This is a genomic window from Roseibium aggregatum (assembly GCF_017309185.1).
Classification (GTDB): domain Bacteria; phylum Pseudomonadota; class Alphaproteobacteria; order Rhizobiales; family Stappiaceae; genus Roseibium; species Roseibium aggregatum_B.
The window spans coordinates 1,470,638-1,483,362 of sequence record NZ_JAEKJZ010000001.1; the positions used below are offsets into that span (position 1 = coordinate 1,470,638).

The window sequence follows — 12,725 nt, forward strand, 5'->3', positions numbered from 1 at the left end:
AGTCAACAGGAAAAATTGTGCGAAACGGACCGGTATGGGCCGCGCAGCGCAAGCACAAGCTGGCAGGAAAGTGAGGCCGCAATGGCAGACAATTCCAACAACTCTTCGACCGCGCCGGGAGATAACCCGCGGTTTGAGGAGCTCGGTCGCGGCTGTTACGCCTATAGCGCTGACGGATGTTCAAACACCGGGGTGATCGTCGGAGAGCGCGGAGTGCTGATCGTCGATGCGCAGGCAACGCCCGCGCAGGCGGAAAACGTTCTGGAAAAAATCCGGGAAAAAACCGACAAACCGGTCAAGGTGCTCGCCCTGACCCATTTTCACGCTGACAGTACGCTCGGAGCATCCGCTTTCGACCCGGGGGAAGTGATTGCCTCCGACCTGACACGGCGCATGATTGACACGCGCGGGCACGACGAGTTCCGTCTCGCCTCGAACCGGTTTCCCGATCTGTTTGCCGGGCTTCCCGGAAACACCGTCGTTACTTCTCCGACGATGACCATCGCCTCGTCCATGTCGATCGATCTCGGCGGTCTGGAGGTTCGGCTCATGCATTTGGGCCGTGGGCATACCATGGGCGATCTTGTTGCCTGGGTTCCCTCGAACGGCGTCATCTTCGCGGGAGACCTTGTCCAGTTGTCCGCCGCTCCCTATTGCGGCGACGCGCATCTGGCGGACTGGCCGCGTGCGCTCGACCGTATAACGGCGTTTCGGCCCAGTGCCCTCATGCCGGGGAGGGGGCGCTCTGCCATCGGCTCGTCGGCGGTCGCCACCGCGATCGAGACGACCCGCGATTTCGTCACGACCCTGCGCGATGGAGCCGCCGCCTGCGTCGATCAGGGCCTGGGTCTGAGAGACACCTTCCTGGCGGTGAAGGACGCGCTTGAACCCCAATTCGGGACAAAAAAAGCGTTTGCGGAGCATCTGCCGTTCAACGTTGCGCGCGCCTATGACGAAGCCCTGGGGCTGGATCAGCCCCAGCTCTGGACCCTTGAGCGCAGTGCCGATCTGCAGGACGCGATATCCGTTGCCATCGAGGAGCTGCCCGCCGGGAGCTTCGCTCAGGAGGAAGACCCGATGGCCGCGCAGCCGGAAACGGACGGTGAAACCGATGCCCTGCCGGATGACGGTTCGGATGAGCGCGATCTCGTGTCCGACAGCGATTTCGCCGCTTCGCTTGCGCTGGGATCCGAGGAAGAGGCGCTGGACCTTTCGGCGGACGATATCGTCCCGGAGGAGGAAGCTGTGGCGGAAGATGCCGAAGACAGGGAAAAGGCGTTCGCGGACGCGAGGGCCTGACGCTCCTGTTTCATCCCAGGAAAAGAAGCGCGCGCCGACTTGGCGCGCGCTTCTTTTTTCAGGCCTTGCTTGATCGCGCGGACGTGATACCCACATGTCGAGCAGCTGCCACCTGTGCGTTTCTGGCCGTTCAAGGAAGCTGAAGCGACGCGGGTGCCGCCTGATTTTCAGGTCGCTTTTCAAGTCACTGGAGAAACACAGATGCGATTCATCACCGCCGCCGCCCTCGCCGTGGGACTATTGCTTCAAGGAGCGGGGGCTGCGGTTTCGGCGGATGAACCCGATCTCATCTTCAAGAAATCGACCGTCTGGAAGTTTCTGACCCCGGACCACAAATTGGCGACCTACGCGATCGACGACCCGATCGTCGACGGGGTGGCGTGTCACTTCACAGTTCCGGAAAAGGGTGGGGTGTCAGGCTGGCTCGGTGTGGCCGAGGAGGTTTCTGATGTCTCCCTTGCCTGTCGCCAGGTCGGGCCTGTCACGATCAAGGAGAACTTCGAACAGGGCGAGGAAATGTTCCGTCAGCGGCGTTCTTTCATGTTCAAGAAGATGCGCATTGTAAGAGGCTGCGACGCAAAGCGTAACGTGCTCGTCTATCTGGTCTATTCCGACAAGCTCATCGAAGGCAGTCCCAAGAACTCGACTTCGACCGTTCCGCTGATGCCCTGGGGCGACCAGCCGCCACCGCGATGTGGGGATTTTGTGAAGGGATAAGGGGACGGACCGGTGTCCGCGCGGACTACTCCGCTTCCAGCGTCTCGAGATGCTTGGCGACGGGAAGTTCGGAGCCGGCGCAGAAGTGCTTGTAAAGCATCGCCATGATGTCTTTGACCGGTTCACTGGCGAGCCGGTAGTAGATCGTCGTTCCCTCGCGGCGAGTGGACACCAGGCCCTGGGCCCGGAGCAGGGCCAGCTGCTGGGAAACGGTGGGCATGCGCAGTCCGGTCTTTTCCGCGAGTTCGCTGACGCAGCGTTCCTCTTCCAGCACGAGGCACATCAACAGCAGGCGTGGCGCGGAGGCCATCAGCTTTAAAAATTCTGCAGCGGATTCCGCTTTGTCTTCAAGCGCTTCATAGTTCATGGAACAACTCTGTCAAACATCCGGGACAACTGCAAGCTGGAGTATATGTTTCAGCTTAATTTTCAGTGTGGATCGCTATCATATCCGGGATGCAAGTGTAATCACAATGTTGCCGTTGCCACATCCGGTTCCGGAGAGAAAACACATGCTTTTTTGCTGCAGCTCTTGGCCGAACGCCTTGGTGCCGCCACTGATGGCAATGAGGGCCGCGAACGGACCGGCCAGGAAAATGGCCAGAAACACGATGATGAAAAGCCGGTTCAGCATTGGGGCCTCCTGAAGACACTCCGTCTCGATTGCCTGCAGGATAGGAAACAGCCTTTGAACCGGCGCTGAGCGTGCCGTTCAGCCTCGGTTCAGATATCTGAACGTTTTGTAAAAAATATAAAAATCAATGAGTTATCATCTAGAGGTTTTGCGTCATCGCCGTGCGCAAGGCTTTCAGAAGCACCTCGTCCCGCCCGTAGATATCCTTCCGGAAATGGGTCGAGCCGTCCTTGTTCATCCAGGCGGTCAGGTAGGTTATGTGGACTTCGATCGGAACATCCGGCTTGACGATCTTGCGGTCGCCCTGATCCCTGACCCTCTCCCAGTGTCCGGTCTCGGTCGTCGTATCGGCAAGAAGAACATCCGCCAGGGTGAACGGATCGGAGACTCGGATACAGCCGTGGCTGAAGGCACGTTCCGCGCGATCGAACAGCGACTTCGACGGCGTGTCGTGGATATAGATGCTGTACGGGTTGGGGAACATGAACTTGATTCGGCCAAGAGCATTGCCGGCCCCGGGGTCCTGACGCAGCCTGAAGGGGAAATTGCCGCCCGAATAGCTGTTCCACGCCACCTGCGTCGGCGCGACCTCGCCACCGTCCCGGAAGACGCGGATGTTCTTGCTGGTCAGTGCCGTGGGGTTCCGCTTCAGTTGCGGCAGATATTCCTTGGTGGCGATGGAGTAGGGCACGTTCCAGTAGGGATTGATCTCCACATATTCCAGCGTGTCGGAAAAGACCGGGGTCGCGTGATAGGGTTTGCCGACAACCACCCGCGCGGTGTGGACGGTCTTGCCGTCGCGGACCACTTTCAGGTTCTGATCCGCCAGATTGGTGAAGACATAAAAGTCGCCCAGATCGTCGCGCATCCAGCGGCGGCGCTCCATGTTGAGTTCCATCTGGATGAGTTTGTCCTTGATGGGAATGTTGAGCCGCGCCAGCGTTTCCTTGCCGATAACGCCGTCCGTCGCAAGGCCGTGATAGCCTTGAAACGCTTCGACCGCTTCGACAAGCGCCCCATCGTAAACCTCGCCCGTGTGATCCGCTGCGCCGGGAATGTCCTCCTCGATCAGCCTGGCGCGCAAGGCGTCCACGCGCGGATCGCTCATGCCGGGTTTCAGAACCTCGCCTTCCGGCACAGCCGTGAACCCGCCATTCGCAGCCTTTTCCCGATATTGGGCAAGACGGCGCTTCAGGCGCGCGTAATTGGCCGAGTGGGGCGCCAGACTGTCCAGAAACGCGCTGAACTCGACGGCTCTTTCCGCGTTTTCGAAGAGTTGCTTCGGATCGGGCCGGTGCGGGAAGAGATTGAGCGACTTGTTGACCTTGTTGGGTTGAACCCGTCCGGACGACAGATGGGTCGCGTAGCGCAGAAACTGAAGGGACAGGTCCAGCTCGAAGCGGGCCCACTCCTCGGGCGTTTGCGCCGTTTCAGACCTTTTGGCGAATTCAAGCGGGCCGTAGTTGTTCGGATTGAGCGCGTGGGCGTTCGCGTCCGCCATGGCCGCGATGACAAGATGAGCGTTCTCGGTCAGGCCGTTGCGGTCGAACCACACGGGCGCGAAGGCGCGCTCACCGTAGTAAAGCACAAGCCCGTCGGGAATATCGGTGGCGATCGCCGCCTGTATCGCCTGCGCAATCGGGGTTTCCGGTTCCAGAATGACGGGGGCGGGGGAGACAGTCACAGCCTCGGCTGGCGTGGGGGCCTCCGTTTGCTGCGCGTGGCCAGGGCCTGACGCAAAGGGCAGCGTCAGAAGGCACCAGAGAACCAGGCGCGCGGCAGACAACTGACGAGATCGAAACGGTGCCAATTCGAATTTCCCCCATTGATTCCCGGTCGATTGAGCTTAGTCCAACTCCCGCCACGCGCCAATGTCGTGCTTGGCGGCCGCGGCTCCCGCTGCAATTGCAGTCTTGACCGGGCTCGGTTTTCCGGTCCATAAAGCGGCCCATGATGACGGCCACACGGAACATCATTTCGATTATCACCATTTGCAGCTAGCGACACCGCTGGCTGTGGCCGTTCCCTCTTGGCAAAAAATCCTCTGAGACGGACCGCCCGGCCAGCCGGCCAGGAGACCGTTTGACATGAGCGCCGTTGAGACAGGGAAATCCGGTACGTTCCGGGGCTTGAGGCTCACCAATACGTTGACCCGCTCCAAGGAGGAGTTTCGGGCGATCGACGACGGAAACGTGCGCCTTTATGTCTGCGGTCCGACCGTCTACGATTTCGCTCATATCGGCAACGCGCGCCCGGTGATCGTGTTCGACGTGCTGTTCCGGCTGCTGCGCCATCTTTACGGCGCGGATCACGTAACCTACGCGCGCAACATCACCGACGTTGACGACAAGATCAACGCCCGGGCGTTGCGCGACTATCCGGAGCTTCCCCTGAACGAGGCCATCGCCAGGGTCACGAGCAAGACGGCGGACCAGTTCCACAAGGACGTCGCCGCGCTCGGTGTCCTGGAGCCGACCTTCGAACCGCGCGCGACCCGGCACATCGAAGGCATGATCGAGATGGTCGCGACCTTGATCGCAAAGGGGCATGCCTACGAAGCGGGCGGGGAGGTGCTGTTCGACACGGCCTCCATGCCGGACTACGGCGGCCTGTCCAGGCGCAAGCTGGACGAGCAGAAGGCGGGCGCGCGCATTGCCGTGGACGCGCACAAGAAGAACCCGGGCGATTTCGTTCTCTGGAAACTGTCCTCCGAGGAGGAGCCGGGGTGGGACAGCCCCTGGGGGCGGGGCCGTCCGGGCTGGCACCTGGAGTGCTCGGTCATGTCCGAGCATCATCTCGGCAAGGTGTTCGACATTCACGGCGGCGGCCTCGATCTGATCTTCCCGCACCATGAAAACGAGATCGCCCAGTCCTGCTGCGCCCACGGCACCAGGACGATGGCGCATTACTGGCTTCACAACGGGTTTCTTCAGGTGGAAGGCCGGAAGATGTCCAAGTCCGAGGGGAACTTCTTCACCATCAAGGAACTCCTGGAAGGCGACGGTTTCGGCGGCCGCAAATGGCCGGGCGAGGTGCTGCGTCTCGCCATGCTCATGACCAACTACCGCGAGCCGATCGACTTTTCCGTGCGCAAGCTGGAAGAGGCGGAAAACCTGCTTTCCAAATGGCCGGACCCGGTGGAAACGGATGAGGCGCCGGCTGCGGAGGTGCTCGAGGCACTCTGCGACGATCTGAACACCTCCGCCGCCATTCAAAGCCTGCACGCCCTGGCGACCGAGGCGGCCAAGGATCCGTCGAAACTGGGAGCCTATTCGGCCGCCGCCGCATTGCTCGGCGTCCACCCGGTGCAGGCCGATCTGTCGGGCATCGACGAGGACGCCATCCGCGTCGCCGTCAACAGCCGGCTCGAGGCCCTGAACGCCAGGAACTGGGCCGAGGCGGACCGGATCCGGGATGAACTGACGTCTCAGGGAATCCTTCTAAAGGATTCAAAGGACTCGGAAACCGGCCAACGGGTGACGTCGTGGGAGGTCAAGCGGTGACTCTTGTCGCGGCGGATAGGCTAGGTACCCCCCTCTGTCCGCTCGCGCGGACATCTCCCCCGCAAGGGGGGAGAAAGGCGAACACAGAACTTTCGCGCCTTCCTTTCCACCGTCTGAACAAGACGACGATGGTCGCATCAAGGATCCCCCGCTGTGCGCCGCACGGTTGTCGTGGCTGCGAGGCATACTCCCTTCTCCCCCCTTGCGGGGGAGATGTCCCCGATGGGGACAGAGGGGGGTATACAACCAGTGCGACACATGCTGAGGTTCGGCCTCCCGCAAGAGGTCGCGCAATGCCCCACCAGAAAGTTCCCGATAACCTCAGGAAAAACGCCAGGAAACTCCGCTCGGAGATGACCGAAGCGGAGAGGAGGCTTTGGCAGGTTCTAAGGGCGCACCGACTTGAAGGGATTTCGTTTCGGCGGCAGATGCCGATTGCAGGGTACATCGTCGATTTCGCCGCGCCCGCTCATCGTCTGATCGTCGAACTTGATGGCTCCCAGCATGGAGAGACCGAAGGGCTGCGGCGCGACGAGAAGCGCGACGGGGCCCAGGGACGCCACGGCTGGACGGTTCTGCGCTTTTGGAACACCGATGTGTTGACGGGTCTCGACGGTGTCTGCCGAAAGATCCTTCACATCTGCGGCAAGGAGCACTTCTGATGACGGAAAAAGCTGCGGTTTTCGCCGGCGGCTGTCAGTGCGGCGCCGTCAGGTTCCGCGTCGAGGGACAGCTCGGCAAGGCGTCGATCTGCCATTGCCGCATGTGCCAGAAGGCGTTTGGCGGGTTCTACGCGCCGCTCGTCGGCCTTGAGAACGATCGCGATCTGAGCTGGACGCGGGGGGAGCCGAAACGGTTCCAGAGTTCCAATTATGTTAAGCGCGGCTTTTGCGCCGGTTGCGGGACACCGCTGACCTATGAGGCGCCGGACGGCGTTGGCATTGCGATTGGAGCCTTCGATGACCCGGGCGCGATTGCGCCGGTGATCCAGTATGGCGTGGAAGGCAAGTTGCCCTACACCGATCACATGGCCGAAATCCCCGCGCGCAAGACGGAAGAAGACTTCGAGGCCCAGGCCTTCCTGGCGTCGATCGTCTCCTATCAGCACCCGGACCACGACACGGATGACTGGCCGGCGGGCAGGGCCGGCGAAACGAACAACGAATAAAAACCGGCGCATGGCCGGGTGGGGACCGAAAATGACCAAGGAACGCCTCTACCTCTTCGACACAACCTTGCGCGACGGTGCGCAGACCAGCGGCGTCGACTTCTCCGTCAACGAAAAGATCGTCGTCACCGAACTCCTGGAACGCCTGGGGGTCGACTACGTCGAGGGCGGCTATCCGGGGGCGAACCCGACGGATACGGCGTTTTTCAGCGAAAAACGTACCGGCGAGGCGGTTTTTACCGCTTTCGGCATGACCAAGAGGGCGGGACGGTCCGCGTCCAACGATCCCGGTCTGCAGCAGATCTTGTCGGCGCATTCGGATGCCTGCTGCTTCGTCGCCAAGGCCTGGGACTATCATGTGAAGGTCGCGCTCGGCTGCACGAACGAGGAGAACCTGGACTGTATCCATGACACGGTGACCGCGGCGGTCGAGGCCGGCAAGGAGGCCATGATCGACTGCGAGCATTTTTTCGACGGCTTCAAGGCCAATCCGGACTATGCGCTCGACTGTGCCCGGGTCGCCTATCTGGCCGGAGCCCGCTGGATCGTTCTGTGCGACACCAACGGCGGAACGCTGCCCGACGAGGTCTACGAGATCGTCACCAAGGTGCAGAGCGTCGTGCCGGGCTCGCATCTGGGCATTCATACTCATGACGACACAGGCCACGCCGTGGCCAATTCGCTGGCCGCCGTCGATGCGGGCGTGCGTCAGATCCAGGGAACGCTGAACGGTCTGGGCGAGCGCTGCGGCAACGCCAATCTGATCACGCTTATTCCGACCTTGAAGCTGAAGCCGGCCTTCGCGAACCGGTTCGAGACCGGTGTCAGCGACAACCAGCTCAAGGACATCACGGCGATCTCCCATGCATTCGACGAGATCCTGAACCGCTCTTCCGACCGGCACGCGCCCTATGTCGGCGAGACCGCCTTCGCCACCAAGGCGGGTATTCACGCTTCCGCGATCCTGAAGGACCCGCAGACCTACGAACACGTGCCGCCGGAAAGCGTCGGGAACTTTCGCCGGGTGCTGGTCTCCGACCAGGCCGGTAAAAGCAATCTGCTTGGCGAACTCGCGCGGGTCGGGATCGAGGTCGACAAGGCCGATCCGCGTCTCGATTTCCTGCTGGCGCGGGTCAAGGACCGGGAGGCGCAGGGTTACGCCTACGAGGCGGCTGGCGCCTCCTTCGAGCTGCTCGCCCGGCGGGAGCTCGGCGAAGTGCCGCGCTTTTTCGACGTCAACTCCTTCAAGGTCATGGTCGAGCGCCGGTTCAATGCGATCGGCGACCTGATCACGGTCTCCGAAGCCGTCGTCAAGATCGACATCGATGGCGAGACCCGCATGTCCGTGGCGGAAGGCAACGGGCCGGTCAATGCGCTCGACATGGCCTTGCGCAAGGATCTGGGCAAATACCAGTCGGCCATTGAGGGCCTGGAGCTTATCGACTACAAGGTGCGCATCCTGAACGGTGGCACCGGCGCCGTCACGCGGGTGCTCATAGAAAGCCACGATACCAAGACACACCGGCGCTGGTTCACCATCGGTGTTTCCTCCAATATCGTCGACGCCTCTTTCCAGGCCTTGGTCGATTCCATCACTTTCGCTCTGCTCAAGGCAAATCTCGCCTGACCCGGCGATTTCGTTCTCCAGGAAGTCTTTCCGAGAGAACCTGAAAGGCACATTTCATGTCGCAAGCGGCGCCTCATGCGGAGGCGAATGCCGAGCTCCGCCAGGGCCTTGTCTATGGTCTCAGCGCCTATGGCATGTGGGGCTTTTTTCCCGCCTATTACAAACTCACCGACACGGTTCCGGCGGATCTCGTCGTCAGCCACAGGATACTCTGGTCGGTTCTGTTCGTCGGCCTGTTCCTGTATCTGAAGGGCCGCTGGCCGGAAGTGCGCGAGGTCTTCGCCCAGCCCAAGGTGGTCTTGGGACTATGTGCTTCCGCGTCGTTCATCGGGGTAAACTGGCTCGTTTTCGTGTGGGCAATCGCCAGCGATCACGTTCTCGATATTTCGCTCGGCTACTTCATCAATCCGCTGGTGAGCATCCTGGTCGGCCTTGCGGTCCTGCGCGAGCGCATGTCCAAGGGGCAGGGGATCGCGGTTGCGATCGCGGCTGCGGCCGTCGTCCTGCAGGCGGTTTTGGCCGGCGGTCTGCCCTGGGTATCCCTCGTTCTGGCCTTCAGCTTCGCCGGCTACGGCTACATGCGCAAGGTGATCCCGGTGAAGGCCACGCCGGGACTTTTTGTCGAAACCGTGCTCCTGTTTCCCCTGGCGGCCGCCTATGTGCTGTTGAGCCTGAGCTGGGGGGCGGACGCGCTCTCGCTGAACGACCTGCCCGTTCTCGCGGCGCTGGCGGGATCGGGCATTGTCACGGCCTTGCCGCTTGTCCTGTTCTCGTCAGCCGCCCGCCGCGTGCCGCTGTTCATGCTTGGACTGATGCAATATCTGGCGCCGTCCCTGCATTTCCTGCTGGCGGTTTTCGTCTGGGACGAGGCGCTGGATCAGACCAAACTGCTGACCTTCGCCATGATCTGGGGTGCGCTGGTGATTTTCACCTACGACAGCTGGCGCCGTTACCGTCCCGCGGCGCCGGTGAGCCAGGGCAAGGGGTCTGGGACCGTACCCTAAAGCTCTTTGACCGACGCCAGATCGCCATTGCTTTTCAGGGTGCCCCCGGAAATGGCGTGTTGCAGCATCGGCAGAATTTCGTCGATCGACTTGGCGATCAGATAGGGGACTTCGCTGTCCGGACGAATATAGCCTTGGGCCCGCATATGGTCGAACAACTCTATGAGAGGCGACCAGAAGCCGTTGATGTCGGCCAGGAGGACGGGTTTGCGGTGCTGGCCGAGCTGTGCCCAGGTCATCATTTCGACCGCTTCCTCAAGTGTGCCGATACCGCCCGGCAGCGCGATGAACGCATCGGATTTCTCGAACATGAGAAGTTTGCGCTCGTGCATGTCCCGGGTGACGATCAGATCGTCGAGCGTTTCCAGCATGACTTCCCGCTTTTCCAGGAAATGCGGGATGATGCCGGTGACCTGGCCTCCGGATTCCAGGGCGGAATTGGCGACTGTCCCCATGAGCCCGACGGAGCCGCCGCCATAGACGAGGCGCAGCCCCGCTTCGGCGATCAGCTGGCCGAGGCGGGTGGCGGCGGCCTCGTGCGACGAATCGGAGCCGAAATTCGATCCGCAGTAGACGCAGACGCTCTTGAGTTCGTTTTGAGTAACGGTGTTCATGACGAAAAGATGTGGCATTGAGATCGGCACGAGGTCAAGCGTTCTGTTTGCAGGACCTTGTCGGGCAGGCACGATTCCTTGCCGCGCCCCCAAAAGCGGGCTATTCATGGCGGGATTAAGGAATTGTGACAATCGCGATCGCCGCAGGACACAGCAGAGGACTGAATCGGGAGCGTCCCGGAAACCGGATTGACGCACCTGACAGATTAAAACAATGAACAAGAAGACACTGATCTGGACAATGGTCGTGGCCGTCCCGGTCGCAGTGGCGGCCCTGGTAACCGGCTATGTCTATCGGGATACCGGCTCTCAGCCCTCCCGGGACGTGGCTGAAACCGGCACCGCGCAGGATGCGTCTCCCGCCAAGGCGCCGGAGCAAACGGCCTCGACGGGTAACGCGGGAAATACCGCTGGCGAGACCGCGTCTGAAGAACAGGTCGCGGCCGGAGACGAACCCGACGCGAAAACGGCGGAAGCGACATCGCTCAAAGGTCCGAGTTTCGATGTCGTCGGCGTTGAGCCGACCGGTGAAACCGTTGTTGCGGGCCGTTCCAAAGCCGGAGCCATTGTCGCACTGACCGCGAACGGGGACGTGGTCGGCAAGAGTATCGCCAATCAGGCGGGTGAGTGGACCATTATTCTCGACGAGCCGCTCAAGCCCGGAGATTATGACGTGGGCCTCGAAGTCCACGACGAAAGCGGCTCATCGATCGAACAGTCTGAACAGCGCCTGGCCGTGTCCGTGCCTGAAGACGGCAAGCAGCAGCCGCTTGTCGTCTTGAATTCGCCGGACGGGCCGTCCAACGTTCTCCAGAAACCTGAGGAAAGCACGCAAGTCGCGAGCGCTTCGGCTCCGGAAGGTGCTGATACCGCCACCGCACCGGAAACGTCTTCCGGGGACAAGGCCCCGGAGGGACAGTCTACCCAGGTTGCGCAACTGGACGAGACCGCGGGGAACGAGACCACCGCCAGCGGGTCCGCCTCGGCTCACGGGACCGCGGACAGCACGTCCTCCGGCGAGGCCGGGGAAACTCGCATCGCCGCTTTGACGGAAGAAGAGACGCCGGCGGATGCGGATGCGGATGCGCTTGCCGCTGGTGAAGGCAGTGCCGCGGCAGGCGCCGCTGCTGGTTCCGATGAAAAGCCGGCTTCGGACAATGCCGGGACCGCCGAGGCTTTGAGCACCGAAGCTCCGCAAGGAACGAATGGTCGCGAAACGGCCGCGGCGCCCGGGACCGAAAACGCGTCTGGGGCCGAACCTGCGCCTTCCGTGACCGTCGAAGCGGTGGAATCCGAGCCGGACAAGGTCTATGTGGCGGGCACTGGAACGCCGGGAACGTCGGTCAGGGTTTACGTCGGCGATGATTTCCAGGGCGAGGCCAAGGTCAATGCCAGCGGCAAATGGCTGGTCCAGGGCACCAAGACCGTGTCGGAAGGCAACGTGGAAGTCCGCGCCGACCAGATCGGCGAAGACGGCAACACCGTGGACGCGCGCGCGGCGGTGACCTTCGAAAAGGCACGGGACAAGCAGGTTGTTCTCACGAAGGTGGTCGCGACGGGGACCGGCACCGGCAAGGATGCTCAGGGAGCCGAGGTCAAGAAGTCGCTGCCGGTTGTGATCATCCGCAAGGGCGACAATCTGTGGCGTATTTCGCGCCGGCTTTATGGCGACGGTGTCCGTTACACCACGATCTACCAGGCCAATCAGGACCAGATCCGCAACCCGGACCTGATCTATCCGGGCCAGGTCTTCCTGACGCCGGAGGGCGACCTGAACTGGAAGCCGCAGGCCAACGAGCCGGGTTGAGAAAACAGCCGACCGGGCCATGCTGTCCAGAACCTGGACCGTCGCACGGCGGTGAGGGGGATTGTCACCGAGGAGGTCCGCCTTTCGGCGGTCTCAGGCTGCTGACAAGCCCTCGGACGGTTATTCCGGACAAATAGTGCAGCGGAGCTGCGCGCAGATGATCCTGAACCTGGAAATCTTCTGCGCCAAAGGCGCTCAATATTCAAACTACATCAGATAGATATGAGAGAAGGTGCTCGCTGCCGCTCGCGCTTGTCAGCCGGGTTCCGGCTCACGCGACACCGCTTCGCGGCGCGCAGGCAGCAATGCTAGGCGAGATTTGTCTGCAGTCTGGGACCGCCGTTCGGCGGTC

Annotated in this window: 12 protein-coding genes; 8 read left to right on the forward strand and 4 right to left on the reverse strand. The window is 61.7% G+C overall.

Annotated features, from left to right (window positions below; genetic code table 11):
- Positions 1–81: 81 nt before the first annotated feature.
- Positions 82–1,299: an MBL fold metallo-hydrolase gene (locus JF539_RS06330; RefSeq protein ID WP_207139476.1), complete on the forward strand. Its 1,218-nt coding sequence runs from the start codon at positions 82–84 to the stop codon at positions 1,297–1,299.
- 201 nt (positions 1,300–1,500) lie between these two features.
- A complete protein-coding gene (locus tag JF539_RS06335; RefSeq protein WP_207139477.1) occupies positions 1,501–2,016 on the forward strand; it encodes a CreA family protein in 516 nt (171 codons plus the stop codon).
- Between the two features lie 25 nt (positions 2,017–2,041).
- Here the strand turns inward: JF539_RS06335 and JF539_RS06340 are convergent, their stop codons facing one another.
- The 3 genes from JF539_RS06340 to JF539_RS06350 form a co-directional block, all read right to left on the reverse strand.
- The gene (locus JF539_RS06340) at positions 2,042–2,383 is read right to left on the reverse strand and encodes an ArsR/SmtB family transcription factor (protein ID WP_207139478.1); all 342 of its coding nucleotides are present in this window, start codon (positions 2,381–2,383) and stop codon (positions 2,042–2,044) included.
- A gap of 78 nt (positions 2,384–2,461) precedes the next feature.
- Positions 2,462–2,650 (reverse strand): sugar transporter, encoded by a 189-nt coding sequence (locus tag JF539_RS06345; protein ID WP_207139479.1) that lies wholly within the window; start codon positions 2,648–2,650, stop codon positions 2,462–2,464.
- A 139-nt stretch (positions 2,651–2,789) separates the two neighbouring features.
- Positions 2,790–4,334: a L,D-transpeptidase family protein gene (locus JF539_RS06350; RefSeq protein WP_209017019.1), complete on the reverse strand. Its 1,545-nt coding sequence runs from the start codon at positions 4,332–4,334 to the stop codon at positions 2,790–2,792.
- 403 nt (positions 4,335–4,737) lie between these two features.
- On the opposite strand from JF539_RS06350, the gene cysS reads away from it, so the two are divergent.
- From cysS to rarD, 5 genes are all read left to right on the forward strand, one after another.
- A complete protein-coding gene (gene cysS, locus JF539_RS06355; protein WP_207139480.1) occupies positions 4,738–6,153 on the forward strand; it encodes a cysteine--tRNA ligase in 1,416 nt (471 codons plus the stop codon).
- A 293-nt stretch (positions 6,154–6,446) separates the two neighbouring features.
- The gene (locus JF539_RS06360; protein ID WP_207139481.1) at positions 6,447–6,815 is read left to right on the forward strand and encodes an endonuclease domain-containing protein; all 369 of its coding nucleotides are present in this window, start codon (positions 6,447–6,449) and stop codon (positions 6,813–6,815) included.
- Positions 6,815–7,321, forward strand: a complete 507-nt coding sequence (locus tag JF539_RS06365) for a GFA family protein (protein WP_209017020.1) — start codon at positions 6,815–6,817, stop codon at positions 7,319–7,321. Before JF539_RS06360 ends, JF539_RS06365 begins: the two co-directional genes overlap by 1 nt.
- Before the next feature lie 31 nt (positions 7,322–7,352).
- Positions 7,353–8,948 (forward strand): citramalate synthase, encoded by a 1,596-nt coding sequence (gene cimA / locus JF539_RS06370; RefSeq protein WP_207139482.1) that lies wholly within the window; start codon positions 7,353–7,355, stop codon positions 8,946–8,948.
- Positions 8,949–9,004: 56 nt separating this feature from the next.
- Entirely contained in the window at positions 9,005–9,952 is a 948-nt protein-coding gene (rarD, locus tag JF539_RS06375) for an EamA family transporter RarD (protein WP_207139483.1), read from the forward strand.
- Here the strand turns inward: rarD and JF539_RS06380 are convergent.
- A complete protein-coding gene (locus JF539_RS06380; RefSeq protein WP_236042349.1) occupies positions 9,949–10,584 on the reverse strand; it encodes a TIGR00730 family Rossman fold protein in 636 nt (211 codons plus the stop codon). The two genes, rarD and JF539_RS06380, sit on opposite strands and share 4 nt — an antisense overlap.
- A gap of 196 nt (positions 10,585–10,780) precedes the next feature.
- Here JF539_RS06380 and JF539_RS06385 point away from each other — a divergent pair, with 196 nt between their 5' ends.
- Positions 10,781–12,373 (forward strand): LysM peptidoglycan-binding domain-containing protein, encoded by a 1,593-nt coding sequence (locus JF539_RS06385; RefSeq protein ID WP_207139484.1) that lies wholly within the window; start codon positions 10,781–10,783, stop codon positions 12,371–12,373.
- Positions 12,374–12,725: the final 352 nt, after the last annotated feature.